Source organism: Streptomyces sp. NPDC006326 (genome assembly GCF_040612915.1).
Taxonomy (GTDB): domain Bacteria; phylum Actinomycetota; class Actinomycetes; order Streptomycetales; family Streptomycetaceae; genus Streptomyces.
Map to the genome: position 1 here is coordinate 19,174 of NZ_JBEXRC010000058.1, position 25,631 is coordinate 44,804.

General features: G+C 73.0%; 23 protein-coding genes. 17 read left to right on the forward strand and 6 right to left on the reverse strand.

Features of this window, described 5'->3' with window-relative positions:
• Window positions 1-63: 63 nt before the first annotated feature.
• Window positions 64-3,279 (reverse strand): BTAD domain-containing putative transcriptional regulator, encoded by a 3,216-nt coding sequence (locus ABZ128_RS31485; protein WP_356852796.1) that lies wholly within the window; start codon window positions 3,277-3,279, stop codon window positions 64-66.
• 132 nt (window positions 3,280-3,411) lie between these two features.
• Between ABZ128_RS31485 and ABZ128_RS31490 the strand changes: the two genes are divergently transcribed.
• Both ABZ128_RS31490 and ABZ128_RS31495 read left to right on the forward strand, forming a co-directional pair.
• Window positions 3,412-4,632 carry an amidohydrolase family protein gene (locus tag ABZ128_RS31490; RefSeq protein WP_356852797.1) on the forward strand — a complete coding sequence of 407 codons (1,221 nt, stop codon included), beginning with the start codon at window positions 3,412-3,414 and terminating at the stop codon, window positions 4,630-4,632.
• A gap of 102 nt (window positions 4,633-4,734) precedes the next feature.
• Complete coding sequence (locus tag ABZ128_RS31495) at window positions 4,735-5,586, forward strand: trypsin-like serine protease (protein WP_356852799.1); 852 nt, start codon at window positions 4,735-4,737, stop codon at window positions 5,584-5,586.
• Between the two features lie 7 nt (window positions 5,587-5,593).
• On the opposite strand, the gene ABZ128_RS31500 is transcribed toward ABZ128_RS31495, so the two are convergent.
• Window positions 5,594-6,073 (reverse strand): NUDIX domain-containing protein, encoded by a 480-nt coding sequence (locus tag ABZ128_RS31500; RefSeq protein WP_356852801.1) that lies wholly within the window; start codon window positions 6,071-6,073, stop codon window positions 5,594-5,596.
• A gap of 289 nt (window positions 6,074-6,362) precedes the next feature.
• Here ABZ128_RS31500 and ABZ128_RS31505 point away from each other — a divergent pair, with 289 nt between their 5' ends.
• Genes ABZ128_RS31505 through ABZ128_RS31520 form a run of 4 tightly spaced genes read left to right on the forward strand, consistent with a single transcriptional unit; the run spans window position 6,363 to window position 9,144 of the window.
• On the forward strand, window positions 6,363-6,731 hold the full coding sequence (locus ABZ128_RS31505; RefSeq protein ID WP_356852836.1) for a hypothetical protein: 369 nt from the start codon (window positions 6,363-6,365) through the stop codon (window positions 6,729-6,731).
• An 11-nt stretch (window positions 6,732-6,742) separates the two neighbouring features.
• A complete protein-coding gene (locus ABZ128_RS31510; protein ID WP_356852803.1) occupies window positions 6,743-8,083 on the forward strand; it encodes a hypothetical protein in 1,341 nt (446 codons plus the stop codon).
• Window positions 8,084-8,137: 54 nt separating this feature from the next.
• Window positions 8,138-8,632, forward strand: a complete 495-nt coding sequence (locus tag ABZ128_RS31515) for a hypothetical protein (protein WP_356852804.1) — start codon at window positions 8,138-8,140, stop codon at window positions 8,630-8,632.
• Window positions 8,633-8,634: 2 nt separating this feature from the next.
• On the forward strand, window positions 8,635-9,144 hold the full coding sequence (locus ABZ128_RS31520; protein WP_356852805.1) for a hypothetical protein: 510 nt from the start codon (window positions 8,635-8,637) through the stop codon (window positions 9,142-9,144).
• 63 nt (window positions 9,145-9,207) lie between these two features.
• On the opposite strand, the gene ABZ128_RS31525 is transcribed toward ABZ128_RS31520, so the two are convergent.
• From ABZ128_RS31525 to ABZ128_RS31540, 4 genes are all read right to left on the reverse strand, one after another.
• Entirely contained in the window at window positions 9,208-10,323 is a 1,116-nt protein-coding gene (locus ABZ128_RS31525) for an ABC transporter permease (RefSeq protein ID WP_356852838.1), read from the reverse strand.
• Window positions 10,324-10,424: 101 nt separating this feature from the next.
• The gene (locus ABZ128_RS31530; protein ID WP_356852807.1) at window positions 10,425-11,132 is read right to left on the reverse strand and encodes an ABC transporter ATP-binding protein; all 708 of its coding nucleotides are present in this window, start codon (window positions 11,130-11,132) and stop codon (window positions 10,425-10,427) included.
• Complete coding sequence (locus ABZ128_RS31535; RefSeq protein ID WP_356852809.1) at window positions 11,129-12,259, reverse strand: peptidoglycan-binding protein; 1,131 nt, start codon at window positions 12,257-12,259, stop codon at window positions 11,129-11,131. The genes ABZ128_RS31530 and ABZ128_RS31535 overlap by 4 nt, the downstream gene beginning before the upstream one ends.
• Complete coding sequence (locus ABZ128_RS31540; protein ID WP_356852811.1) at window positions 12,241-12,780, reverse strand: hypothetical protein; 540 nt, start codon at window positions 12,778-12,780, stop codon at window positions 12,241-12,243. Before ABZ128_RS31540 ends, ABZ128_RS31535 begins: the two co-directional genes overlap by 19 nt.
• A gap of 90 nt (window positions 12,781-12,870) precedes the next feature.
• Here ABZ128_RS31540 and ABZ128_RS31545 point away from each other — a divergent pair, with 90 nt between their 5' ends.
• From ABZ128_RS31545 to ABZ128_RS31595, 11 genes are all read left to right on the forward strand, one after another.
• Window positions 12,871-13,536 (forward strand): response regulator transcription factor, encoded by a 666-nt coding sequence (locus ABZ128_RS31545; protein WP_356852813.1) that lies wholly within the window; start codon window positions 12,871-12,873, stop codon window positions 13,534-13,536.
• A complete protein-coding gene (locus ABZ128_RS31550) occupies window positions 13,533-14,843 on the forward strand; it encodes an ATP-binding protein (RefSeq protein WP_356852815.1) in 1,311 nt (436 codons plus the stop codon). The genes ABZ128_RS31545 and ABZ128_RS31550 overlap by 4 nt, the downstream gene beginning before the upstream one ends.
• 112 nt (window positions 14,844-14,955) lie before the next feature.
• Window positions 14,956-15,741, forward strand: a complete 786-nt coding sequence (locus tag ABZ128_RS31555) for a L,D-transpeptidase family protein (protein ID WP_356852817.1) — start codon at window positions 14,956-14,958, stop codon at window positions 15,739-15,741.
• Window positions 15,742-15,900: 159 nt separating this feature from the next.
• Window positions 15,901-16,848: an LLM class F420-dependent oxidoreductase gene (locus ABZ128_RS31560; protein ID WP_356852819.1), complete on the forward strand. Its 948-nt coding sequence runs from the start codon at window positions 15,901-15,903 to the stop codon at window positions 16,846-16,848.
• Window positions 16,849-16,858: 10 nt separating this feature from the next.
• On the forward strand, window positions 16,859-17,644 hold the full coding sequence (locus tag ABZ128_RS31565; RefSeq protein WP_356852821.1) for a glucose 1-dehydrogenase: 786 nt from the start codon (window positions 16,859-16,861) through the stop codon (window positions 17,642-17,644).
• 105 nt (window positions 17,645-17,749) lie between these two features.
• On the forward strand, window positions 17,750-18,874 hold the full coding sequence (locus tag ABZ128_RS31570; RefSeq protein ID WP_356852823.1) for an LLM class flavin-dependent oxidoreductase: 1,125 nt from the start codon (window positions 17,750-17,752) through the stop codon (window positions 18,872-18,874).
• Window positions 18,875-19,021: 147 nt separating this feature from the next.
• Entirely contained in the window at window positions 19,022-20,761 is a 1,740-nt protein-coding gene (locus ABZ128_RS31575; RefSeq protein WP_356852825.1) for a D-aminoacylase, read from the forward strand.
• Complete coding sequence (locus tag ABZ128_RS31580) at window positions 20,758-22,227, forward strand: aldehyde dehydrogenase family protein (protein WP_356852827.1); 1,470 nt, start codon at window positions 20,758-20,760, stop codon at window positions 22,225-22,227. The genes ABZ128_RS31575 and ABZ128_RS31580 overlap by 4 nt, the downstream gene beginning before the upstream one ends.
• A gap of 327 nt (window positions 22,228-22,554) precedes the next feature.
• Complete coding sequence (locus ABZ128_RS31585; protein ID WP_356852829.1) at window positions 22,555-24,138, forward strand: APC family permease; 1,584 nt, start codon at window positions 22,555-22,557, stop codon at window positions 24,136-24,138.
• 103 nt (window positions 24,139-24,241) lie between these two features.
• Window positions 24,242-24,538 carry a hypothetical protein gene (locus tag ABZ128_RS31590; RefSeq protein WP_356852830.1) on the forward strand — a complete coding sequence of 99 codons (297 nt, stop codon included), beginning with the start codon at window positions 24,242-24,244 and terminating at the stop codon, window positions 24,536-24,538.
• Window positions 24,539-24,673: 135 nt separating this feature from the next.
• The gene (locus tag ABZ128_RS31595; protein WP_356852832.1) at window positions 24,674-25,474 is read left to right on the forward strand and encodes a DUF4239 domain-containing protein; all 801 of its coding nucleotides are present in this window, start codon (window positions 24,674-24,676) and stop codon (window positions 25,472-25,474) included.
• The last annotated feature ends 157 nt before the right edge of the window (window positions 25,475-25,631 follow it).

Below are 25,631 nucleotides of genomic sequence, written 5' to 3' on the forward strand. Positions count from 1 at the left end.
CTCATGGTGGCGGGCGGCGATAAACGAACGATGAATGCCTCGTTCATCGGGCCGTCCGCCTGCTCAGGCCGGGATTTCCGCCGCCAGCAGGGCGCGCACCTCGGCCAGTTCCGCCGAGCCCAGCTGCGCGAAGACGGCCTCCGCGTCCCGCCAGCACACCCGCGCCCGGTCACGCTGGCCCAGCCGCCGCAACGCCTTGCCGAGGACCGTCAGCACCGTGGCCCGGCGCCACTCCCCGCCGATCCCGCGCAGCGCGATGGCCTGTTCGGCGTGGGCGGCCGCCAGGGTGGGCCGCTGCGCGGCCAGGTGGGCCACCGCCAGCCGGAAGTGCGTCACGCCCTCCCACAGCGGCTGCCGGTTGTCGTGGAACAGCGACAGCGCCTCGGTGAGCTGCTCCTGCGCCTCCGCGAGCCGGCCCGCCTCGGTGAGGGCGATGCCCAGGGCGTAGCGGCCGTTGGCCAGGCGCAGGGTCAGGCCCATGCGGTCGTATATGGCGATGCCCTGTTCGGCGAGCTCTATGGCGCTGGACAGCCGGCCCAGCTCCACGTGGATGCGGGAGAGGTTGCACAGCGCGCTGGCCTCCCCGATGTGGTTGGCGTCGGCGCGGAAGTTCGCGATGGCCTCCAGCAGGTACCGCTCGCCGTCGGCGTGGCGCCCCTGGTAAAGGGCGATGATCCCGCGGTCGTTGGGCGCCCAGCAGCTCGGCAGCGGGTCGCCGGCCTCGCGGGCGAGGACCATGGCCCGGCTGGCCTCGTCGTCGGCCTCGGTGAAACGGCCGGCGACCAGGTGGACGTTGGTGAGGGTGGTGCGGGCGCGGCCCTCGGCGTGCGGGTCCTTCGCGGCGTGCGCCGCGTCCCGCAGGGCCACCGCGGCGGACTCGTACTGCTTGGAGTTGGCCCCCGACTCGGCGAGGTCCTTCGCCGCCCACAGCAGGTCCACGGCCCGGCGCAGTACGTCCGCCTGCCCGGTCGTGCGTACGGCGGCCTGCCGGACGCAGGCCAGCAGCGGGTCGGCCTCCGCGTACAGCCAGTCCAGGGCGGCCCGCGAATCGGAGAAGCGCAGGCCCGGATAGTGCGTGGCGGACAGGTGCGCGGGGAGCCGGTCGCCGGGGCGCTCCACCGCGTACACCGCGGAGGCGGTCGCCAGGTAGAAGTCCAGCAGCCGGTCCAGGGCGGCGTCCCGCTCGCTCGGCGGCTGCTCGTCGCGCTCCGCGCACGCCCGCGCGTACAGGCGTACGAGGTCGTGGAAGCGGTAGCGGCCGGGCGCGGCGGACTCCAGCAGGGAGCAGTCGACCAGGGCCTCCAGCAGGTCCTCGGTGTCGTGCTCGGGCCGGTCCAGGGCGGCGGCCGCCGCGGCGAGCGAGATGTCGGGGCCGTCGGCCAGCCCCAGCAGCCGGAACGCACGCTGCTGGGCGGGCTCCAGCTGGCCGTAGCCCAGCTCGAAGGTGGCCTTGACGGCGAGGTCGCCGGCCTGGAGCTCGTCGAGGCGGCGGCGCTCGTCGGCGAGCTTCGCGGCGAGCACGGACACGGTCCAGGTGCGGCGGGCGGCCAGCCGGGAGGCGGCGATGCGGATGGCGAGCGGCAGGAAGCCGCAGGCCCCGACCACGTCGAGGGCGGCCTGCCGCTCGGCGCCGACCCGCTCCGCGCCGACGATCCGGGTGAACAGCTGCAGGGCCTCCTCGGGGCTCATCACGTCGAGGTCGACGAGGTGGGCCCCGGCGAGTCCCGCCATCCGGACCCGGCTGGTGACCAGGGCGGCGCAGCCCGCGGTCCCCGGCAGCAGCGGCCGGACCTGGGCGGCGTCGCGGGCGTTGTCGAGCAGGACCAGCACGCGCCGGCCGTCGAGCGTGGAGCGGTAGAGCGCGGCCCGCTCGGCGGCGGTGTCGGGGATGGCCGTGTCGGGGGTGCCCAGCGCCCTCAGGAAGGAGCCGAGGACGGCCACGGGCTCGGCCGGGCGGGGCTCGGTGCCCTGCAGGTCGACGTAGAGCTGCCCGTCGGGGAAGTGCGGGCGGGCGGCGTGCGCGACGTGGACGGCGAGGGTGGTCTTGCCGACGCCGCCGATCCCGGCGAGCGCGGAGACGGCCATGACCTGCCCGTCGGCCTGGGCGAGGGTGTCGCCCAGCTCGGAGACCAGCTTGGAGCGGCCGGTGAAGTCGGGGACGGTGGCGGGCAGTTGCGCGGGCCGGACCTGGGTCGGTGCGGCGGCCGGGGCGGAGTCCTCCGCGCGGGCCAGTTCGGCGTCGGCCCGCAGGATGCGCTGCTGGAGCGCGGAGAGCTCGGGGCGGGGGTCGACGCCGAGCTCGTCGGCGAGGAGGCGGCGGGTGTCGGCGTAGACGGCGAGGGCCTCGGCCTGCCGGCCGCTGCGGTACAGGGCGAGCATCAGCAGCTCGCGCAGCCGTTCGCGCAGCGGGTGGGCGGCGGTCAGCGCGGTGAGCTCGGAGACGGCCTCGGCGTGGTGTCCGACCTCCAGGTCGAGGTCGAGGCGGGTCTCCAGCAGCTGGAGGCGCCATTCGGCGAGCCGGGTCCGCTCGGTCTCGGCGTGCGGGCCGGGCACCCCGGCGAGGGGCTCCCCGTCCCACAGGTCCAGGGCGCGGGCCAGCAGGGTGCGGGCGAGCGCCCGGTCGCCCGCGGCGCGGGCGTGCTCGGCGTCGGAGGCCAGGCTGCGGGCGACGCCGAGGTCGAGGGCGCCGGTGGGGGTGTGGATGGCGTAGCCCCCGGACTCCGTGACGAGCATGCCGGGGTCGAGGACCTTGCGCAGGCGGGAGGCGTACGTACGGATGGTGGCGAGCGCCTGCTGCGGCGGGTCCTCGCCCCAGATGGCGTCGATGAGCTCGGGTGCGGTGGCCGTGCGCCCGTCGCGCAGCAGCAGGACGGCGAGCAGGGCGCGCTGCTGGGGGGTTCCGGAGGGCAGGGCCTCGCTGCCGCGCCAGGCGCGGATGGGGCCGAGGACGGCGAAGCGGGAACCGGCGGCGTTCGCGGGCACGGGCGCGGTGGCGGGCACGGGCGCGGTGGCGGGGACGGCCCCCGCCTCGGAGGAGGCCGGGGCGGGGGCGGCGGAACCGGCGGCCGGGGCCGCCGGTGCGGGGGCGGCGGGCGCGGCGGTCTCGGCGGGCGAGGGGGCCTGGGAGCGGGAGTCCGGCCGGGCACCGGCCGGCGTCCCCGGCGTGGCGGCAGCGGGGCCGGGCCCGGGCCAGGGAGGCGTGCTCGGCGCGGCGGCGCGGTGGCGTCGGGCTGTCTCGGGGTGGTTCCGCTGGTGCGGGATGGCCGGTATGCCGTCCATCTGTCGTCCCCCCTGCCTTCCGTCGGTGTAAGGGCCAGTCTGCCCTGTCTAGCTCGTACCCGTCAGCCCGTGTCGGACCGATCACCTCCGAACTAGCTGACGGTTCGTCAGATCAACGCTACCGTGGGAGCCATGGAGACCTTCCCGAAGATCATCTCGGTGGACGACCACACGGTGGAGCCCCCTCACGTCTGGCGGGACCGGCTCCCGTCGAGGTACCGCGACACCGGCCCCCGGATCGTCCGCGCCCCCCTGAAGGAAATGACCTTCCTCGGCGGCAAGTTCGCCCCCGTGATGGGCGCCGAGGGCGACGACGGGCCGATCGGCGACTGGTGGGTGTACGAGGACCTCCACCGGCCGCTGACCCGCCTCGACACCGCCGTCGGCTACGACCGCGACGAGATCCGGCTTGAGGTGATCACGTACGAACAGATGCGCCCGGGCTCCTTCTCGGTTCCCGACCGCCTCGCGGACATGGACGCCAACCACGTCCAGTCGGCGCTCTGCTTCCCCACCTTCCCCCGGTTCTGCGGCCAGACCTTCACCGAGGCCAAGGACCGCGAGCTCGGGCTGCTCGGCGTGCGGGCGTACAACGACTGGATGGTGGAGGAGTGGTGCGGCCCCGAGGCGCAGGGCCGGCTCATCCCGCTCACCCTGATCCCGCTGTGGGACGCCCGCCTAGCCGCCGCCGAGGTCCGCCGCAACGCGGCGCGGGGCGTCCGCGCGGTCGCGTTCTCCGAGATACCGCCCCATCTGGGACTGCCGTCCATCCACACCGACGCGTGGGACCCCTTCCTGGAAGCGTGCAACGAGACCGGCACGGTCATCGCCATGCACATCGGCTCCTCCTCGAAGATGCCGTCGACCTCCGCGGACGCCCCGCCCGCGGTCGGCTCCACCATCACCTTCGCCAACTGCTGCTTCTCGATGGTCGACTGGCTGATGAGCGGCAAGTTCGAACGCTTCCCGAACCTGAGGATCATGTACGCCGAGGGCCAGATCGGCTGGATCCCCTACATCCTCGAACGCGCGGACGTGGTGTGGGAGGAGAACCGCGGCTGGGGCGGCGTCGCGGAGAAGGTGCTGCGCCCGCCGTCGGAGCTCTTCGCGGAGCACGTCTTCGGCTGCTTCTTCGACGACGCGTTCGGGCTGCGGAACCTGGACGCGATCGGCGTGGCCAACGTCCTGTACGAGACGGACTACCCCCACTCGGACTCCACCTGGCCGAAGTCCCGCGAGGTCGGCGAGGCCCAGATGGGCCACCTGGCCCCGGACGTGGTGGAGCGCATCGTCCGCGGCAACGCCATCGACCTGCTGGGGCTGACCGCGCAGGGCCTCTGGGCGGGCGCGTAGGGCGGCCGCGCGGGCCCGGCCCGCGTCCTGCACCCCCGCCCCTTGCGGCCGACGGGACGCCAGGGCATGCTTCGCCAGAGCAAAGCTGGAGGGGCGACTGTGGTGGACAAGCGGACCCTGGTGACCGGGGTGTTGTGCGCGGTGGCGGCGCTGGGCGCGTCCGCTGTCATGACGAAGGTGGTGCCGGCCGCCGAGGGCCGCCCGGAGGCGCGCACCAAGGCGGCCGCCCCCGCGACCGCCTCTCCGAGCCCCTCGTCGCGATCGCAAGCGGCAAAGCAACCGCAACTCTCGACCACCGGAACGCCCAGGGCGGGCAGCCCGGCGGCCTTCACCGGCGCCCTGTTCTCGGGCAGCGTGCAGGGCGACCACTTCTGTACGGCGACCGTGGTGCACAGCCCCGGCCGCAACCTCATCGTCACCGCAGGGCACTGCCTGCTCGCCGGAAAGTCGGGCGACGGGGGTGCGGTCTTCGCACCCGCGTACGCGAACGGCGCGACCCCGTACGGCTCCTGGAAGGTCGAGGAGGTCTTCGAGGACCCCCGCTGGTCCGACGACACGGACGACGACTACGACCTCGCCTTCGCCCGGCTCGCCCCGGACGCCACCGGCCGCTCCATCGAGGACGTGACGGGCGCGGCGGTCCTCGACACCACCGGCCGCTCCGACGAGGAGATCACCGTCACCGGCTATCCGGCGGACCGCAAGGTCTCCCGGACCTGCACGGCGGTCTCGGTCCGCGAGACCCCGGCGCAGCAGCGCTTCGACTGCGCCGACTTCCCCGGCGGCACCAGCGGCAGCGCGTGGCTGGCCCGCGACGGGAAGATCGTCGGCATCCTGACGGGCGGCGACACGGACGACGTCTCGACGAGCACGATCCTGGGCGAGTACGCCGCCGCCCTCTACGCGAAGGCCACGGCGGCCTCCGCCGGAGCGCCCGCCGGCAACCGGCGCTGAGCCCCGGTCAGCGCCCCCGGCCAGGCCTGTTCCTGTCCTGGTTGCCGTTGCCCACCAGGCCCAGGTGGACCGGCTCGGCGGCGCCGTCGGCCAGCAGGTCCGCGAGCCGCGGGGGCCACAGGGGCTCGCCGAGCCCGGCGAGGTCCCGGGGCGTCAGCCAGCGCCAGTGCGCGTCGGGGGATTCCGGGACCGGGTCGCGGTGGGGCCCGGTGGTGACGTAGATGTGCTCGTGCTGGCGGACCGGGATGCCCTGGTGCGTGAAGTCGTGCTCCCAGGTGCACAGGAGCCGCTGCGGTTCGAGGTCGGTCCACCCCGTCTCCTCGCGCAGTTCCCGCCGTACGCACTCCTCCGGGGTCTCCCCGGGGTCGATCCCCCCGCCGGGCGGCAGCCAGTGGATGCCCACCTCGACGTTGTTCTCGCGGAAGAGGAACACGGAACCGGCGGGGGAGAGGATGACGATGCGCGCAGCCTGCCGAGGAGTTCTCATCAGATCAGCGTACGACGGGGAGGGGGGCCGGGGGGATCCCGCGGCACGGCACCCGTCCGCCCGGACCGGCTGCCGCGCCCACACGGCCTCGGCGACCGTGCCGGTTCGCCATATGGCTGATGGTGTACGGGAGTTGGACGGCGCGAGAGGGGTGTGAGAGCGGCGTGGGGAGGTGGTGAAGGCCGTCGGGACCGGTCATATGATCGACGTCCGACGATGGGGGAGGCGCTACGTGCCGACGGAATTCGGTCAGGACCAGCAGGTGGGCATGCGGTTGAACCACGTGCCCATGGACCCGGGCGGATCCGGCGGATCCGCACCCGCCCCCGCGCCCGGCTCCAAGGACTTCGCCTCGACGCCGGCGCAGAAGAAGGCGGCCGCCAACACGATCGAGACCGAGCTGGAGCCCGCCACCAAGAAGGCCGCCGAGCACGCGGACAGCGCCACCAGCACCGCGCAGAAGGGCTTCGAGGGCTGGGAGACGGCCGCCGGCCTGAAGAAGGTGGCGGACACCTGGGACCAGCAGGTCAAGTCCCTGATGGCCCGTCTGGCCTCGGAGAAGACCGCCCTGCGCGGCGCCCACAACCTCATCACCGGCAACGACACGGGCATACGCAGCCAGTTCCTGGCGTCCGACTCCAAGCTCAACGGCGTGTAGGGGGAGCCGCGGTGCTGAACTACCACGAGGTCATGACCACGGACCTGGGCCTGCTGACGACGGCCGCCGGCAGATGGGACTCGATGGCGGCCGAGTTCGGCAAGGTCGAGACCCGCTACGGCGATTCCGTGCAGAAGATCACCCTCGGCGGGGAGACGTGGACCGGTGTCAGCGCCGTGACCGCGCACGTGCGGTTCGCGTCGACCCGGTACGAGTACGCTGCCGCACAGGTCCAGGCCAAGGCCATCGCGAGCCTCCTGCGGGAGGCGCACGAGAAGTTCACCGACCTGCGCAAGAAGCTGGAGAGCGCCCGCGCCGACGCGGTCGCCGCCGGCATGACCGTCTCCGAGCAGGGGCACGTCGCCTTCGACTGGGGCAAGCTCACGCCCGGCGAGCGCAGCGCCTGGCACCACGACCCCGACGGCCAGAAGACGATCAGCGACGCCGTCGCCAAGTGGCAGCACCACATCGACGACCGGGTGAAGGCCTTCGACGAGGTCGACCAGAGCGTCAAGACCGCCCTCGGGCACGCCGTCACCGACAGCAACAAGGACTTCGGCAAGGGCGCCGACGAACAGCTCAACGGGTTCAACGCCTACGCCTCCGGCGACCTGGCGACGGCCGGCAAGCCCGACAGGAAGGAGCCCGCGAAGGACGACGGCATCACGGCCACCGGCCCCGACGCCGGCTTCAAGATCTCGGGCACCAAGTACGGCAAAGAGGGCTCGATCAAGGCCTACGGCGACCTCTGGCACGTCACCGGGCAGAAGGAGGGGGACTGGGGACCGCTGGGGCTGGCCGGGATGTTCGACGTGTACGACGGGGCCCGGGCCACCGCCAACTGGGGCTTCAACGAGAAGGGCGCCGCGGCCAAGGTCGAGGGCTCCGTGGGCCTGCGGGCCATGGGCGAGCTCCGGGCGGAGCACGGGCTCCGGAGTGCCTACCTGCGCGGCGAGGGCTTCGCCGGCGCCGAGGTCGGCGGCAACGTCAAGGTCACCAAGGACGAGGTCACCGTCGGGGCCAAGGCCTTCGCCGGCGGCAAGGCCGGCGTGGCCGGGGGTACCGAGGTCGGCGGCATCGGCGTGGGCCTGACGGCCGAAGGCTGGGCCGGGCCCGGCGCGGAGGCCTGGTGGGGCTACAAGAAGGACCCGGAGACCGGCGTCTACAAGCTGGGCGGCAAGGCGGGCGCCTCGCCCATCGTCGGCGGCGCGATCGGCCTGGAGATCACCGTCGACCCCCAGAAGGTGTCCGAGGCCGCCGGTGACGTGGCCGGCGCGGTGGGCGATTTCGCCGACGGTGTCGGTGACGTCGCAGGCTCCGTCAAGGACGGCGTCACCGGCTGGTTCGACTGAGTCGGCGGCCGGTCCTGCCGACTGATGTACTTCCTTGCGTAAAGGAGGCGCCACATGCCCGTAGAACTGCCGGTGCCGATCGCGTTCCGGCTGCCCGAGGGCTGGCTCCCGGCCCGCCCCGGAAGCTTCGACCCCGGGGTGGCCTTCGCGGCGGTGCACCCGCAGCCGGACGCCGGCTTCGCCGCCAACATCACCGTCGACGGCGGCTTCCCGGCGCAGACGGCGACGCTCGCCGAGCTCGCCGACCTGTCGGCGCAGCGCCTGGGCGTGATCGCCGGGTCCGTGGTCGTCGCTGACCGCAGGGAGGCCGGTTCCGAGGACGCGCCCGCCCTGACCCAGCGGCTGACCTTCACGGCGGTCACCGGGGACACGCGCCGCGAGCTCGTGCAGTCCCAGGTGTACCTGTCGCTGCCGGACACCCGGGACCCGCAGAAGCGGGCCGTGGTCCGGCTGGCCCTGACGGCCACCACCGCGCAGCACGACAGCGTCGTCGGGGACTTCCGGGACTTCGTGCGCAGCGTGCGCCCCGACGCCGGGGAGGAGGGGTAGCCATGGGCCGCCTCTGGGACAAGTACATGGGCACCCGCCACCCCGACAGCGGTGTCACGCCGATCCCCACCATGGAGCTGCGGACCGCGCTGCTGGCGCTGAACGGCACGGGCGTGCCGTTCGGCGTGCGCGACGCGGGGGCTTCCGGTTCCGACCTGCTGGCGGAATGGCGGGTCCTGGAGCCGGCCACGGGCAGTGGCGCCTCCCGCCGCCAGGTGGAGCGGACCCTCAAGATCTGGATGCGGATGCTCCCGGGGGAGCGGGTGGTACGGGCCATGGACGAGCAGTGGTCGGTCACCCGGGCGGGGAACCCGCCCGGGCTGACCGTCGGACGGGAGCGGGGGCGGGGGCCCATGCGCTCGGTCCACAAGGAGTGGACGTTCGAGAAGGGGCCCGACGGCCGCCGCCACAAGGTGGAGAGTTTCAGCCTGGACACCCGGGACATGAAGAACCCCCTGCGGGACACGGTCACCGGAGCGGGCTGGACCTGGCGCGGAGTGCACAGGCTCTGACGAGCCCCGCGCCCCCCCGGGTGCCCGGTCGGCCGGGTGCCCCCGCCGACCGGGCATGCCCCCTCACGCCGCCTGGAGCGCCAGCGTCGGCGACAGGCGGGAGGCGCGCGCGGCCGGGTAGAGGCCGGCCAGGGTGCCGATCGCGAGGGTGGCGGCGAAGCCTCCCGTCACCGCCCAGAGCGGAACCACCCAGGGCAGGCCGCCCGCGCGGGCGTAGACCGCCGTGGCCGCCGCGCCCAAGGCGATGCCGGCGAGGCCGCCGAGCCCGGACAGCAGCAGGGACTCCGTGACGAACTGGATGCGGATCTGGCCCTTCGTCGCGCCCAGCGACCGGCGCAGGCCGATCTCGTGGCGGCGTTCCAGGACCGAGATGATCATGGTGTTGGCCACCCCGACCCCGCCCACCAGCAACGCGATGCCGCCCAGCCCCAGCAGCAGGGTGCTGAAGGCGCCCTCGGTGGCGGCCTTCGCCTGCAGGGCCGCCGACGGGTCGGTCACCGACACCGTGCTCGGCGACTGCGGGTTGGCCGTCGGGGCGATCAGGCCGCGGACCGCCTCGACGCGGTCGTCCGCCGAGCGCTCGTACACCGCGGTGGGGTGGCCGTCGAAGCCGAGGAGCTGCTGCGCCGCCTCCCAGCCGATCAGCGCCGAGCGTTCGATCTCCGGGGCCAGCGGGACCGGGTCCAGGATGCCGACGACCGTGAAGTACCGGCCGCCGATGAAGACCTGCCCGCCCGGCTGCGTGATGCCGAGGCGCTCGGCCGAGACGTGGCCGAGGACCACCGCCGGGTAGCGGGCGGTGGCCGCGTTCAGCCAGCTGCCCGCCCCCACCCGCGCCCGCAGGACCTCCAGCAGGTCGTCCTTGACCGCCTTCAGCGCGATCCCGCCGGTCTCCTCCTTCGGGATGTTCTCCGAGCGGCGCACGGATTCCGCGACGTCACCGGTCGTACCGACCGATTCGACCCCTGCGATACGGGAGATCATGCCCGGGGCCTCCTTCGGCAGCCTGGTGTCCTGGCCCGCGAACATCGACTGGCCCGGGGTCGCGACCAGCAGGTTCGTGCCCAGTTTGTCGAGCTCCCGCAGGAGTTGGGCCTGGCTGGAGGAGGAGATGCCTACGACGGCGATCATGGTGGCGATGCCGATGGCGATCCCGAGCGCGGACAGGAACACCCGCATCGGGCGCGAGCGCAGTCCCGCCGAGCCCACGTGCAGGACGTCGCGGGGCGAGAGCCGCGGCGGGGCCGGCCGGCGCGGACGGGAGCGCCCGGCACCGCCCCTCACCGTGCACCGGCCGTGTTCCGGACGTCCGCCACGACCTCGCCGTCCCGGATCCGGACCTGCCGCGGCAGGCTCGCCGCGATCTCGCTGTCATGGGTGATCACGGCGATGGTGGCCCCGTCCCGGTTCAGTTCGTGCAGCAGCTCCATCACGGATTCCCCGGACGCCGTGTCCAGCGCGCCCGTCGGCTCGTCGGCCAGCAGCAGGTCCGGCTCCCCGGCCACGGCCCGGGCGATCGCGACGCGCTGCTTCTGGCCGCCGGACAGCTCGTGCGGACGGTGCTCCATGCGGTCGCCGAGGCCCACCCGCTCCAGCGCCCGGGCCGCCCGCCGGCCGCGCTCGGCCCGCGAGAGGCCGCAGTACAACAGCCCCTCCGCGACGTTCGCCTGCGCGCTGAGCCCCGGTACGAGGTGGAAGGACTGGAAGACGAAGCCGACGTGCCGTGACCGCAGGGCCGACAGGGCGCGGTCCGACAGCTTGCCGATGTCGTGCCCGGCGATGGACACCCGGCCGGCGCTCGGCCGGTCGAGCGTGCCGACGATGTGGAGCAGGGTGGACTTCCCCGATCCCGACGGGCCGACGATGGCGAGGAGTTCCCCGTCCAGGACGGTCAGATCCACCCCGCGGAGGGCTTTGACCCCGCCCGCGTACTCCTTGGTGACGCCGGCCAGCTCCACGACCGCGGGCGCGTGTTCACGTGGTGTCATATCGACGGCACCCCCACCTGCATGCCCTCCTTCAGGGCGTCGCCCTTGACCTCGACCCGGCCCTGTCCGAACATGCCGAGCTCGACCGGGACCTCGCGTGCGGCACCGTTCTCGACGACCTGCACGCCGAAACCGCCGCCCGCGAGGGCGAGGAGGGCGCCCACGGGTACGGAGAGCACGTTCGTGCGGGTTTCGCCGGTCAGCCGGACCGACACCGGGGACTGGTCGGGGCCCTTGATCCCGGCGGCGTCGTCGAGGACGACCTCCACCTGCACCTTCGGCTTCCCGTCGCCACCGCCACCGCCACCGCCCGGGCCGCCACCGGAGCCCTGGCCGTCGCCCTCCGGGTTCGCGGTGCTGCCCACCGACTCGATCCTGCCGGTGGCGGTCCCGCCGCCCGGCAGGTTCACGGTCACCGGGTCGCCCGCCTTGGCGGAGCCGGCCTTCGCCGTGTCCAGCTGGAAGCGGACCATGCGCTCGGTCCCGGTCAGCGTCAGCACCGGTTTGCCCGGCGCCGGCTCGTCGCCGACGGCCGTGTCGTTGCGCTGCACCCGCTGCGGGCCCGAGGCGAAGGCGATGTCGGCCTTGCCGACCTCGCCGGTCTCGGCCGCCTTGTGCGCCTTCTGCCAGCGTGTGACGGCCGTGGCGGTGCCCGCGGTGAAGGTGGCGTCCTCCGGGTCGAGCCCGGTTCCGTACCCGAGAGCCACCAGGTTCCGCTTGAGCTGCCTGACGTCCTCTCCCTTGTCCCCGGTCTTCATCTGCCGGTACACGGGCGTCGTCCCGTACATCAGCCGCACCGGCCTGCCGTTGACCTCGTACAGCCGCCCGTCCCGTTCGATCGCGGAGCCCGCCCCCGCCACCCAGGTCAGGACCCCGGGGCCGCCCGCGCCGAGCTTGCGCTCCCGGGCGTAGCCGAGGGTGCCCTCCACCGTGAGGCCCGAGCTGAGGTCGCCGCGCCGGACCGGTGCCGTCTGCCGGGGCAGCCCGTCCGCCTGCCGGTCCTTCGCCCGGCCGGAATCCGACCGCGGCTGGGCCGTGACCGCGTACCCGCCGCCCGAGACGGCGAGGACGACGGCCAGCGAGCCGAGCAGCCACTTGCCGCGCCGCTTCACGCGGCGGTGTCGCACTTCTTCCGGGCCTCCTCGAAGGCCTTCTCCTGCCCCTTGGGGATCTGGATGCCGCTCATCGCGTTCCCCTTGAACTGCGGGTCCGGGACGTTCACGCCGTTGTCCCGCATGCACGCGGCCCACTTCAGGGCCTTGTCCTTGTCGGCCTGCGGCATCTCGCCCGAGCCGGGAGCCTGCATTCCGCACGCCTCGAAGGCCTTCTTCACGGCCTCCGGGTCCTCGCTGCCCGAGCCCAGCGTCAGCCCGCGCGGATCCTGGCCGGGCTGCGGGTCGGGGGCGTCGATGCCGTGCTCGCGCAGGCACTTGCGCACCTTGAGCGCCTTGTCGGCGTCCTGGCCGGTGGTGCCGCTGCCGCTGCCGCCGCCGGCATTGCCCGCGGAGCCGTCCTTCTTCCCGTCGGACCCGGCGGACGTGCCGTCCGAGGAGCCGGCGCCGCCCGTGCACGCCGCGGTGAAGAGGGTCAGGCCGGTGAGCACCGCGGCCGCGGCCATGGTCATGGTCGTCTTCTTGGTCTGCTGCATACGGCCGAGCTTGCGGTGAAACGGGGTTTCGCTTCTCTCACCGATCTTGCTTACAACGCCGAAAGGTCCGCCTCGGGTAAAGAGGACGGCATGCGAGTGCTGGTGGTGGAGGACGAGGAATTCCTCCGGGAGATGATCGCCGACGGGCTGCGCCGGGACGCGCTGGCCGTCGACGAGGCCGGCGACGGCCTGGAGGCGCTGCGGCGGCTGCGCCTCGGCGAGTACGACGTCCTGGTCCTCGACCGCGATCTGCCCGGCCTGCACGGGGACGAGGTATGCCGTCAGGTGGTGCGCGAGCGGCTGCTGACGCGGGTGCTGATGCTGACCGCCTCGGGGACCGTACGGGACCGGGTCGAGGGCCTGGGCCTCGGCGCGGACGACTACCTCACCAAGCCCTTCGCCTACGACGAGCTGCTGGCCCGGGTGCTGGCGCTCGGGCGGCGTACCCGGCCGGCCCTGCCGCCCGTACTGGAGCGCGCCGGGATCGCGGTCGACACGGCCCGTCGCACCGCGACCCGCGACGGGCACCGGCTGGCGCTCTCCCGCAAGGAGTTCGCGGTCCTGGAGGCGCTGCTGCGGGCCGAGGGGGCCGTGGTCGGCCATGACGACCTGATCGAGCAGGTGTGGGAGGAGGACACCTCCTACCGGACCAATGCCGTACGGGTCACCCTCAGCAAGCTGCGCGCGAAGCTGGGCGAGCCGCCGCTGATCGAGACGGTGCCCGGCGCCGGTTACCGGATCGCCGATCCCCGATGAGAGCAGTGCTCCACTCCGAGCGCGCCCGTCTCACCGCGCTCTACGGCTCCCTGCTCGTCCTCGCCGGCGGCGGACTGATCGCGCTGATCAACGTCCTGCTGCGCGGCGGCCTCCACACCCGCATCAGCGGCGCCGTCACCACCGCAGTCCCCGCGAGCGCCTTCGAACGGGCCCCGGTGCAGGGCCAGGCGCTGCCGGTCCCCGCCCAGCGCCTCCCGCCGGGCGCCACCCCCCCCGAGCAGCTCACCCAGTGGGCCGTCACCCGCAACCTCTCCACCGCCGTCGAACGGGCCACCCTCCACGAGCTGCTCACCGTCTCCCTCATCGCCCTCGCCGTCTTCGCCGTCCTCTCGATCTGGCTGGCCTGGTGGATGGCGGGCCGCGTCCTGCGCCCCCTCGGCGTGATCACCGAGACCGCACGCCGCCTGTCCGGCGAGAACCTGCACGAGCGGATCAGCCTGAAGGCCCCGCCCGGCGAGCTCAAGCGGCTGGCCGACACCTTCGACGGGATGCTCGACCGGATGGAGGACCTGGTCGGCGCGCAGCGCCGGTTCGCCGCCAACGCCGCCCACGAGCTGCGCACCCCGCTCGCCGTCCAGCGGGCCGCCGCCGAGATCGGGCTCGCCGGGGACCCGCCGCCGGAGAAGGTGGCCCGGATCCGCAGCCGCCTGATCGGGGTCGCGGACTCCAGTGAGCACCTCATCGAGTCGCTGCTGCTGCTCGCGGTCTCGGAGGAGGGCTTGGAGCGCACCCGGCCGGTGGACCTGGCGGCCCTGGCCGCCACGGAGCTCGCCGCGGCGGAGCTCCCCCCGGCGAGACCGGGCCCTCCGGCGGGACCGGACCCCGCCCCGGCCGACGCAGCCCGGGACCTGGCGGTCGTACGGGACCTGGCGGTCGTACGGGACCTCGCGCCGCTGACCGTGGCCGGGGACGCAACGCTCCTGGGCCACCTGGTGCGCAACCTGCTGGCCAATGCCGTACGGCACAACCGCCCGGGCGGCCGGCTGGAGCTGTCGACCTCCGCCGACGGGGTGCTGACCGTGTCGAACACCGGGCCGGTGATCGATCCGGCCGATGTGCCGCGGCTGCTGGAGCCGTTCCGGCGCAGCGCCGAGCGGCGGCACACCGCAGGTGAGGGGGCCGGGCTGGGCCTGTCGATCGTCGCCTCGATCGCGCGGGCCCACGGCGCGCGGCTGGCGGCCGAGGCCAATCCCGGTCCGGTGGGCGGACTGACCGTCCATGTCCGCTTCCCCCTGCCCGAAGGGCCGACGGCAGCGTCCGACAGCCTCCGCCTGCCACAGAACTGAAGATCGCCTGTGTACGGTCGGGGGGATGAGCACGCCCCGCCGCGCCCGCGTCCGAACGCGTACCCGTGCCCCGCGTCCTGACGGGACGCGTTGCTCCCGTGCGTCGCGACCCGTGGCCCTCGCCGTCGCAGCTCTCGGTCTGCTGACCTTCGGCGCCGGGTGGGTCTACACCGCCCAGCACCAGGACGCCTCCGCCTCCGCGGCCGCCGATGCCAAGGCGCGGCCCGCCGACGTCCGCCCGCAGCCCTCGCTGCCTCCGAAGCCCCCGCAACGCCCGCAGGTCCCGGCCCGCGTGGTGCGCGCGGCACCCCGGCAGGGGCTGCCCGGCGTCAGCGACCGGACCCGGGCCAGGATCCCGGCGGCCTCCCGGCAGCTCATCCTCGTCACGGGCAGGGCGAGGAACTCCTCGGAGTCCACCGCGACCCTCTACACCCGGCCGGCGGCCGGCGCCGACTGGATCCGGGTGGAGAGCTGGCCCGCGCGCAACGGGGCCAAGGGCTGGTCGACGGAGCGCAGGTACGGGGACCTGACCTCCCCGCAGGGCGTGTTCGCGCTCACCGACGCGGGCGGTCTGCTGCCGAAGCCGCCGGGCACGAAGCTCCCGTACGACCAGGACGAGTCCTTCGTCCCCGCGGGCAGCGGTGTGAACGGGGAGCCCCTGGACGGGGCCTTCGACTATGTCGTCGCCATCGGCTTCAACCGCAAGCCGGGGGTCTCGCCCCTGGACCCGACGCAGCCGGACGGCGAGGGCAAGGGCGGCTACATCTGGCTCCACGTGGACCACGACGGGCCCTCGCGGGGCTGTGTCGGCATCCCGAAGGAGGGCATGAAGAAGATCCTGGCCACCCTCGACCCGGCGGCGAAGCCGGTCATCGTGATGGGCCCGCAGGGTTTCTGACCGCCCCGCCCCGCCCCGCCCCGGCCCCGGCCCGGACCCCGGCCCGCCCCGCGCAGGCCGGATCCCGTCCGCCCTATTGCCTGACGAACCGTCAGATACGACGATGTCCCCCCGGCGCCGACATGACGGATCGGCACACGAGGACGAGGCGGGGACGGCATGGCGCGCGTGTTTGCGGAAGGCCGGCTGGCGTACGGGATGCAGCTCCCGATCCAGTCGCAGAGCACCCTGTACGCCGAACCCTGGGAGGCCCGGGCCACCGCCGCCGACCTCGCCGAGGTCGCGCGCGCCGCCGACCGGGCCGGCTTCGGCTACCTCGCCACCTGCGACCACGTGGCCATCCCGCGCCGCCTCGCCGGCCCCATGAGCACCGTCTGGTACGACCCGGTGGCCACCCTCGCCTTCCTCGCCGGGATCACCGAGCGGGTGCGCCTGCTGAGCCACGTCGCGATCCTGGGCCTGCGCCATCCGCTGCTCAGCGCCAAGCAGTACGCCACCGTCGACCACCTCTCGGGCGGCCGCCTCGTCCTCGGGGTCGGCGCCGGACACGTACAGGAGGAGTTCGAGCTCCTCGGGGTGGACTTCGCCCGCCGCGGTGCCGTCCTCGACGAGACCCTCGACGCCCTGCGCGCCGCCCTCGGTCCGGAGGAGTTCCCGCGGTTCGAGGGCGAGCTGTTCTCCTTCCGGGACCTCGGCCAGCTGCCGCGGCCCGCCCAGGAGCGGATCCCCGTCTGGGTCGGCGGCTCCTCCCCGGCCGCCCTGCGCCGCACGGCCCTGCGCGGGGACGGCTGGCTCCCGCAGGGGGACCCGCGCGACCGGCTGCCGCACGGGATCGCCCGGATCAGGGAGCTGCGCGAGGAAGCCGGGATCACCGAGCCGGTCGAGTTCGGGGCGATCACCGAGGCGCTGTACGTCGGCGAGCCCGGCTGGGACACCGGCCGCCGCACCCTGACCGGCAAGGCGGAGGTGCTCGCCGAGTCCCTGCGGGAGTACGCGGCCCTCGGGGTGGACCAGGTGCAGGTGCGCTTCCGCAGCCGGGACCGGGCCGAACTGACCGACCAGATATCGGCTTTCGGGGCCGAGGTGGCCCCCCTCCTCAACGACTAGGAGCACCGGCATGGGCAAGCTGGACGGGCGCGTCGTCATCGTCACGGGTGCGGCGCGCGGCCAGGGCGAGCAGGAGGCCCGCCTCTTCGCCGCCGAGGGCGCGCAGGTGGTCCTCGGGGACGTGCTGGACGAGCAGGGCGCCGCCGTCGCCAAGGAGATCGGCGAGGACCGTGCCCGGTACGTGCGGCTGGACGTGAGCCGGGAGGAGGGCTGGGCGGCGGCCGTCGCCGCGGCCAAGGAGGCCTTCGGCCGGGTCGACGGCCTCGTCAACAACGCCGGCATCCTGCGGTTCAACGAGCTGGTCTCGACCCCGCTGGAGGAGTTCCAGCAGGTGGTGCAGGTCAACCAGGTCGGCGCCTTCCTCGGCATCAAGACCGTCGCCCCCGAGATCGAGGCGGCCGGTGGCGGCACCATCGTCAACACCTCCTCCTACACGGGCCTGACGGGCATGGCGTACGTCGGCTCGTACGCCGCGACGAAGGCGGCGATCGTGGGTCTGACCCGGGTCGCGGCCCTGGAGCTGGCGGCGAAGAACATCCGGGTCAACGCGATGTGCCCGGGCGCGGTGGACACCCCGATGGCCAACCCCGGGCTGCTGGACCCGGCGAACCTGAGCGACGAGGCCCGGGACGCGATGGCGGAGCTCTACCGGCGGGTGGTGCCGATGGGGCGGGTGGGCCGGCCCGAGGAGATCGCGCGGCTCGCCCTCTTCCTGAGCAGCGAGGACTCCTCGTACATCACCGGTCAGCCGTTCGTCATCGACGGCGGGTGGATGGCCGGGGTCAGCATCCTCTGACCATATCTGATGGAGCGTCAGGTATTGACGCTCCCGCCTCCCCGGTGGAACAGTCGGGGCATCTCATCTGACGCAACGTCAGAAACCGAAGGACGGTGAACCCCCTTGGAATTCGGGCTCTTCGTGCAGGGATACGTGCCTGAGGCGCGGTCCAAGGTCGACCCCGAGGCAGAGCACAAGGCGCTGATCGAGGAGACCGAGTACGTCATCCAGGCCGACAAGTCCGGCTTCAAGTACGCCTGGGCCTCCGAGCACCACTTCCTGGAGGAGTACTCGCACCTGTCGGCCAACGAGGTCTTCCTCGCCTACCTCGCCCACGCGACCGAGCGCATCCACCTCGGCTCCGGCATCTTCAACCCCCTCGCCCCGGTGAACCACCCGGTCAAGGTGGCCGAGAAGGTCGCCATGCTCGACCACCTCTCCAAGGGCCGCTTCGAGTTCGGCACCGGCCGCGGCGCGGGCAGCCACGAGATCCTCGGGTTCCTGCCCGGCATCACGGACATGAACCACACCAAGGAGATCTGGGAGGAGACCATCGCCGAGTTCCCCAAGATGTTCCTCCAGGAGGAATACGAGGGGTTCCAGGGCAAGCACTGGTCGCTGCCCCCGCGCAAGGTCTTCCCCAAGCCGTACGGCAAGGCCCACCCCGCCATGTGGTACGCCGCCGGCTCCCCCTCCTCGTACGCCATGGCGGCGAAGAAGGGCCTCGGCGTCCTCGGCTTCAGCGTCCAGAAGGTCTCCGACATGGAGTGGGTGCTGGAGCAGTACAAGACCGCCATCCAGGAGGCCAAGGCCATCGGCGCCTTCGTCAACGACAACGTCATGGTCACCTCGACCGCGATCTGCGCCGAGACCCACGACAAGGCCGTCGAGATCGCGGTCAACGCCAACATGAACCGCTTCCAGTCGCTGGTCTTCCGCTACCACGACACCTTCCCGCGGCCCGAGGCCATCCCGCAGTGGCCCGAGACCCTCCCCGAGTACAACGCCGAGATCATCGAGTTGCTCATCGCCGAGGAGCTGCTGATCTGCGGCGACCCGTCCGAGGTCCTCGCCCAGTGCAAGCGCTGGGAGCAGGCCGGGGCGGACCAGCTGTCCTTCGGCCTGCCGACCGGGGTCTCGTACGAGGACACGATGACCACCATCAAGCTCATCGGCGAGCACGTGATCCCGAAGATCGACACCGACCCGGTGCACCGCACCACGCGCTTCCGCCAGGCCGCCGCCTAGCCGGCGGGGAACGGGGGCGGCGTCTTCCCGGACCGCCGCCCCGTACCGGCCCCGGCCGGAGGCCGTGCCGGGGCCGCGGCCGGCCCGGCGGCCCCCGGCCGGGGCACGCGGCGTCCGGGGCAACGCGAACACGTCAGAGGGGACGTCATGCTCGACCACCTGATCAAGGGCGCGACCGTCGTGGACGGCACCGGCTCACCCGCCCGCATCGCCGACGTCGGCATCCGGGACGGCCGCATCGCCGTCATCGCCGAGCCGGGGACGGTCACCGAAGGGGCCCGCACCAGCGAGGACGCGCACGGGCTCGTCCTGTGCCCCGGGTTCGTCGACCCGCACACGCACTACGACGCCCAGCTGTTCTGGGACCCGTACGCGACCCCCTCCATGAACCACGGCGTCACCACCGTCGCCGGCGGCAACTGCGGCTTCACCCTCGCCCCGCTCCACCCCGACCGCCCCGAGGACGCCGACTACACGCGCCGCATGATGAGCAAGGTCGAGGGCATGGCCCTCAAGGCCCTCGAAGAGGGCGTCGACTGGAGCTGGTCCACCTTCGGCGAGTACCTCGACGCCCTGGAAGGGCGGATCGCCGTCAACGCCGGCTTCATGGTCGGCCACTGCGCCCTGCGCCGGTACGTGATGGGCGCCGACGCCGTCGGCGGGCAGCCCACCCCCGCACAGATGGAGGAGATGCTCGCCCTCTTCCACCAGGCCATGGACGCCGGCGCCTGGGGCCTGTCCACCACCCAGTCCTCCACCCACTCCGACGGCTCCGGCGCACCCGTCGCCTCCCGCCACGCACGGCCCGCCGAACTCCTCGCCCTGTCCCGTGCGGTCGCCGAACACGAGGGCACCCAGCTCGAAGCGATCGTCGCGGGCTGCCTCGACCAGTTCTCGGACGAGGAGATCGACCTCTTCGTCGACATGAGCGCCGCCGCCGGACGCCCCCTGAACTGGAACGTCCTCACCATCGACGCCGCCGTCCCGGAGCGCGTGCCGCGCCAGCTGGTCCCGAGCGAGCGGGCCCGCAAGGCAGGGGGCCGGATCGTCGCCCTCACGATGCCGATCCTCACCCCCATGAACATGTCGCTCGGCACCTTCTGCGCCCTGAACCTGATCCCCGGCTGGGGCGAGATCCTCGGCCTGCCCGTGCCGGAGCGCATCGAAAAGCTCCGCGACCCGGCCGTCCGGGCCGAGATGCTGCGCCGCGCCGACAGCAAGGAGGCCGGCGTCTTCCGCCGCCTGGCCACCTTCGGGCGCTACGTCATCGGCGACACGTACAGCAAGGAGAACGAGGGCCTCTCCGGCCGCGTCGTCAACGACATCGCGGCCGAGCGCGGCCAGGACCCCTTCCACTGCCTGGTCGAGATCTGCGCCAACGACGACCTGCGCACGGTGCTGTGGCCGATGCCGACCGACAACGACCCGGCGAGCTGGGCGCTGCGCGCCGAGACCTGGCAGCACGAGGACGTCATGCTGGGCGGCTCCGACGCGGGCGCCCACCTGGACCGCATGTGCGGGGCCCCGTACACGACCCGGTTCCTCGGGGACTGCCTGCGCGGACGCAAGCTGGTGCCGCTGGAGCAGGCGGTGCGGATGCTCACCGACGAGCCGGCGCAGCTGTTCGGGCTGCGCGAGCGCGGCCGGATCGCCGAGGGCTTCCACGCGGACCTGGTGCTGTTCGACCCGGAGCGGATCGAGGCCGGGCCGGCGACCCTCGTGCACGACCTGCCCGGGAACAGCCCGCGGCTGGACGCGCGGGCGATCGGGATCGTGTCCGTACGGGTCAACGGCGTGGAGACCGTCCGCGACGACGAGGTGACCGGTGCCGTACCGGGGATCGTGCTCCGGTCGGGCCGGGACACGAGGACGGTGAGCACCCGATGACGCAGCGGCCCCAGGAGCTCTACATCGGCGGCGCGTGGGTGGAGCCGGACGGCGGCCACTACGAGGTGGTCAACCCGGCGGACGAATCGGTGGTGGGCCTCGCCCCGGAGGCCTCGCGCGGCCAGGTCGAGGAGGCGGCGCGCGCCGCGGCCGGGGCCTTCGAGTCCTGGTCCCGCACCCGGCCCGAGGAGCGGGCGGCGATCCTGGACCGCGCCGCCGACATCATGCAGCGGGAGTTCGAGCCGTGGACGGAGCTGGCCCGCGCGGAGACGGGCGCACCGACCGGCATCGCGCGCGGGATGCAGGTCGGGGTCGGCGTGGCCCGCTTCCGGCGGTACGCGAAGGGCGCCCTGGAGCCGGTGGAGCGGGGGCTCGCGCCGCAGGTCACCGAGGCCGGCCCGATGGGGCGGGCGAGCATCCTGGGAGCGCTGGAGGTGCGCCAGCCCGTGGGGGTGGTCACCTGCATCACCTCGTACAACAACCCGTGGGCGAACCCGGCGGGCAAGGTGGCCCCGGCCCTGGCCATGGGCAACACGGTGGTGGTCAAGCCTGCCCCGCAGGACCCGCTGTCGGTGTTCAAGATGGCGCAGGCGCTCGACGAGGCGGGCGTGCCACCGGGCGTGGTGAACGTGGTGAACGGGCAGTCGGTCGAGGTGGGCGAGGCGGCCGTCGACTCCGCCCACGTGGACATGGTGTCCTTCACCGGGTCGACCGCGGTGGGGCAGCGGATCGCCGAGGTCTGCGGCCGGTCGATGAAGCGGCAGCTGATGGAGCTCGGCGGCAAGGGAGCGGCGATCGTCTTCGAGGACGCCGACCTGGACGCGGCCGTGCTGGGGATCGGCACCACCTTCTCCTTCTACAGCGGGCAGATCTGCACCGCGCCGACCCGGGTGATCGTGCAGCGGTCCGTGTACGCGTCGCTGGTCGAGAAGCTGACCGGCTACCTGGCCTACATGAAGGTCGGCGACCCCACGGCGGCGGGCACGGTGGTCGGCCCGGTGATCTCGGCGGCCCACCGCGACCGGGTCGAGTCGTACGTGGAGCTCGGCCGCAAGGAGGGCGCCCGGATCGCGTACGGCGGCGAGCGGCCGGTCGTGGGGGAGGGGCGAGGCTTCTACGTCGCGCCGACCCTGCTGGTCGACTGCACCAACGACATGAGGGTGGTCCGGGAGGAGATCTTCGGGCCGGTGGTGGTGGTCGTCCCCTTCGACGGGGGCGAGGAGGAGGCGGTGGCGCTGGCCAACGACAGCGACTTCGGCCTGCTGAGCTATGTGTGGTCCGGGGACGCGGCCCGCGCCTTCCGGGTGGCGCGGCGGCTGCGGGCGGGCGGGGTCGGCGTCAACACGATCGGCCGGAACATGGAGGCGCCGTTCGGGGGCTTCAAGCGGTCGGGCGTCGGCCGGGACGTGGGCTCGTACGCGCTGCACGCGTACAGCGAGATCCAGTCGATCGTCTGGGCGGGGTGAGGTGACCGGCTGACCGTGACCGGCTGACCGGTCACCGGTGTCGGGCCCGACCGGTCACCGGTGATCAGTTGTCGTTCACGTAGTCGGTGGGGCGGCGGAAAGTCACACGGGAAAGTTTGGAAACACCCAAAACGGACACAGCTGCGGTTTCCGCATTCCGGAACGTCGTGTCCGCGTCCTGTCATGGTGGGGACGGCTGCCTTGCCGGGCCTTGCATTACCTGCCTTTCGGTGACGATTCGGTTTGGATTAAAAGGCCTCCCGGTGGCCTGGGTTGCGGAGTCAAGTCATCCAGATATGGAAAACGCAGCCTCTACCGTCCTTACTCATGACACAGCTGGACGTGCGGCCCGAGGCCTCGGACACGATGAGCGGCGCCGCTGACGGCGAGAGCGGCGGCGACGGCGACGTACGCGGCAAGGGCCTCGGCAAGGGATCCGTGGGCCTGGTCGGCAGTGCCGTCATCGGCATCTCCACCGTCGCGCCCGTCTACTGCCTGACCTCCACCCTCGGCTCCACCGCCGGTGAGGTCGGCGTCCAGATGCCGGCGGTCTTCCTCGCGGGCTTCCTGCCGATGCTGCTCGTCGCCTTCGCCTACCGCGAGCTCAACAAGGCGATGCCCGACTGCGGCACCTCCTTCACCTGGACCGTCAAGGCCTTCGGCCCGCGAATCGGCTGGATGTGCGGCTGGGGCCTGGTGATCGCCACGATCATCGTGCTGTCCAACCTGGCCGGCGTCGCCACGTCCTACTTCTGGCTGCTGGCCGGCGAGATCACGGGCGATCCGTCCATCGCCGCCCTGGACGACAACAAGCTCGTCCACATCGCCACCTGCCTGACCCTGATCGCCGTCGCCACCGCCATCAGCTACCGGGGCATGACGGCCACCAAGGGCGTCCAGTACACCTTGGTCGGCCTCCAGCTCGCCGTCCTGGCGATCTTCGTGGCGATGGCCGTCCAGAAGGCCTCCGCCGGCACCTTCGACACCGGCCTGGACTTCTCCTGGCAGTGGATGAACCCCTTCGCGGTCGGGTCCATGGCGGCCTTCACCGCCGGGCTCTCCCTCTCGATCTTCATGTACTGGGGCTGGGACACCTGTCTCACCGCCAACGAGGAGACCATCGGCTCGGCCAAGACCCCCGGCCGCGCCTCCCTCATCGCGATGGTCGTCCTGGTCGGCTCCTACCTGGCCACCGGCGTCGCCGCCCAGATGGCCGTCGGCTCCGGCGACAAGGGCCTCGGCCTCGGCAACCCGGAAACCTCCGGGAACGTCTTCGCCGCCCTCGCCGGCCCGGTCATGGGCCCCGCGCTCGGCATCCTGCTCTTCGTCGCGGTCCTCGCCTCGGCGGCCGCCTCCCTGCAGACCACCTTCATCCCGGTCGCCCGTACGGTGCTGGCCATGTCCACGTACGAGGCCCTGCCGGCCTCCTACGCGAAGGTCCACCCGCGCTTCAAGACCCCCGGCCGCGCCACGGTCATGGCGGGCGTCGCCACCGGACTCTTCTACACGGTGATGACCCTGGTCAGCGAGAACGTCCTGACCGACACGATCTTCGCGCTCGGCCTGATGATCTGCTTCTACTACTCGCTGACGGCCTTCGCCTGCGCCTGGTACTTCCGCGGGGACCTGCGCCGCTCCGCCCGGGACCTGCTGTTCAAGGGGGTCTTCCCGGTCCTGGGCGGCCTGCTGCTCGCCTCGGTCTTCGGCAAGACCCTCTACGACGCCTGGGACCCGGCCTACGGCTCCGGCTCCACCATCCCCGGGCTCGGCGTCGGCAGCGTCTTCGTCATCGGCGTCGGTCTGCTCGCCCTCGGCCTGGTGATCATGCTCGTCACCGCCCGCCGCAGCCCCGCCTTCTTCCGCGGCGAGATCCTGACCAAGTCCACTCCGGCGCTGGTGGTCGAGGACTGAGCCGGCCCGGGGAGGGGCGGGTCCGGCCCCGGGAGGCGCCGCGGAGTCACCCCAAAGTGGGGGCGCGCGGTGACCGGGGGTCGGGCGGGTCGTTCTGCACGGCATGAACGCCAAGAACGCCCTGAAGCGCAGCCTTGCCGCCCTCGTTCTCTCCGGTGGCGCCGCCGTCGTACTGACCCCCGTCGCCGCCCACGCCGACGACCACACCGCCCTCACGCCGCTCGCCCACCGCGTCGGTGAGATCGCCGACCACCCCGGGTCGGCCGTCAACGACGCCAAGACGGCCGTCGCCGTCACCGCCTCCGCGGCCGGCAACGCCACCAAGGCCACCAACTCCTCCCTCACGGGCGCCGGACACTCCCTGCACGGCAACCTGCCGAAGGCCCCGAAGGTCCGCTGAGGGGGACGCGCCGGGTGCGGTGACGGGGTTTGACGCGCGGGGTGCGGTGACGAAGACCGCGCGGGGTGCGGTGACGAAGACCGCGCGGGGTGCGGTGAGCGGGGACCTCGGACCCGGCCGGTCGTTGATCAGCGCATGATTCTCTGGTTGCTCAACACCCTCAGCACCCTCACCCTCGGCGTGCTCCTCGTCGGCGGCTTCGTCGCCCTCGCCGTCTTCGGCAGCCTCGCCGCCCGCCGCCGCTTCCCGCACCTGGCGGGCGGCGAGCACAACGAGATGGTCGGTGTCGCCCTCGGCATGTTCGGCGCGATCTACGGCATCATCCTCGCCTTCGTCGTCGTCACCCTGTGGACCCAGCTGGAGACCACCCAGAGCACCGTCGCCACGGAAGCCACCGACCTCGCCCTCGTCGTCCGCAGTGCCGAGGCCTTCCCGCCCGCCGAACGCGAGCGGGTGAACCGGGCGGTGGACGCGTACGCGCACGCCGTCGTGGAGGTCCAGTGGCCGCTCATGCGCGACGGCCACCCGAGCTACGAGGCCACTTCCGAGCAGACGCACGCGCTGTACCAGGCGCTCCAGGCGTACGAGCCCTCCGGCACGCGCAGCGAGACCTTCTACGGCGAAGCCGCCGGCCGCCTCAACGACATCGCGGCGCAGCGCCGGGCGCGGGTGACGATGGCCGAGACCTCCCTGCCGGTGCTCCTTCAGGTGCTGGTCTACGGGGGCGCGCTGGTGATCCTCCCGCTCACGTTCCTGTTCGGCCTGCGCAGCCTGCGGATGCAGCTGCTGTTCGTCTCGGCGGTGGCGGCCCTGATCGGCTTCAGCCTGCTGCTGGTGATGGTCCTGGACCGCCCCTTCGCGGGCGAACTGAGCGTGAGCCCGGCCCCGTACAAGGAGGGGGCGCTGTCGCAGTTCTGGGGTGGGGGGCGGGGGTAGAGGGGCGGGGGGCTTTGGGGGTCGGGATTCCCGCGGGCGGGGTCGGAGGGGGTTCGGGGGCTTCCCGTCAGTCCACTGTCCTTCCGTGTCGTGCCGGGCCGTCAAGGGCGCTCTCTTCGTTCGCGTCGCTTCGCGATGGCCTTCGGCCACCCTTGAC

Excerpts from the sequence above, each read along its gene's own strand:
- ABZ128_RS31485 (WP_356852796.1), bottom strand. The coding sequence starts at position 3,279 with ATGGACGGCATACCGGCCATCCCGCACCAGCGGAACCACCCCGAGACA.
- ABZ128_RS31490 (WP_356852797.1), top strand. The coding sequence starts at position 3,412 with ATGGAGACCTTCCCGAAGATCATCTCGGTGGACGACCACACGGTGGAG.
- ABZ128_RS31500 (WP_356852801.1), bottom strand. The coding sequence starts at position 6,073 with ATGAGAACTCCTCGGCAGGCTGCGCGCATCGTCATCCTCTCCCCCGCC.
- ABZ128_RS31505 (WP_356852836.1), top strand. The coding sequence starts at position 6,363 with ATGGACCCGGGCGGATCCGGCGGATCCGCACCCGCCCCCGCGCCCGGC.
- ABZ128_RS31515 (WP_356852804.1), top strand. The coding sequence starts at position 8,138 with ATGCCCGTAGAACTGCCGGTGCCGATCGCGTTCCGGCTGCCCGAGGGC.
- ABZ128_RS31520 (WP_356852805.1), top strand. The coding sequence starts at position 8,635 with ATGGGCCGCCTCTGGGACAAGTACATGGGCACCCGCCACCCCGACAGC.
- ABZ128_RS31525 (WP_356852838.1), bottom strand. The coding sequence starts at position 10,323 with ATGCGGGTGTTCCTGTCCGCGCTCGGGATCGCCATCGGCATCGCCACC.
- ABZ128_RS31530 (WP_356852807.1), bottom strand. The coding sequence starts at position 11,132 with ATGACACCACGTGAACACGCGCCCGCGGTCGTGGAGCTGGCCGGCGTC.
- ABZ128_RS31540 (WP_356852811.1), bottom strand. The coding sequence starts at position 12,780 with ATGCAGCAGACCAAGAAGACGACCATGACCATGGCCGCGGCCGCGGTG.
- ABZ128_RS31545 (WP_356852813.1), top strand. The coding sequence starts at position 12,871 with ATGCGAGTGCTGGTGGTGGAGGACGAGGAATTCCTCCGGGAGATGATC.
- ABZ128_RS31550 (WP_356852815.1), top strand. The coding sequence starts at position 13,533 with ATGAGAGCAGTGCTCCACTCCGAGCGCGCCCGTCTCACCGCGCTCTAC.
- ABZ128_RS31560 (WP_356852819.1), top strand. The coding sequence starts at position 15,901 with ATGGCGCGCGTGTTTGCGGAAGGCCGGCTGGCGTACGGGATGCAGCTC.
- ABZ128_RS31565 (WP_356852821.1), top strand. The coding sequence starts at position 16,859 with ATGGGCAAGCTGGACGGGCGCGTCGTCATCGTCACGGGTGCGGCGCGC.
- ABZ128_RS31575 (WP_356852825.1), top strand. The coding sequence starts at position 19,022 with ATGCTCGACCACCTGATCAAGGGCGCGACCGTCGTGGACGGCACCGGC.
- ABZ128_RS31580 (WP_356852827.1), top strand. The coding sequence starts at position 20,758 with ATGACGCAGCGGCCCCAGGAGCTCTACATCGGCGGCGCGTGGGTGGAG.
- ABZ128_RS31585 (WP_356852829.1), top strand. The coding sequence starts at position 22,555 with ATGACACAGCTGGACGTGCGGCCCGAGGCCTCGGACACGATGAGCGGC.
- ABZ128_RS31590 (WP_356852830.1), top strand. The coding sequence starts at position 24,242 with ATGAACGCCAAGAACGCCCTGAAGCGCAGCCTTGCCGCCCTCGTTCTC.
- ABZ128_RS31595 (WP_356852832.1), top strand. The coding sequence starts at position 24,674 with ATGATTCTCTGGTTGCTCAACACCCTCAGCACCCTCACCCTCGGCGTG.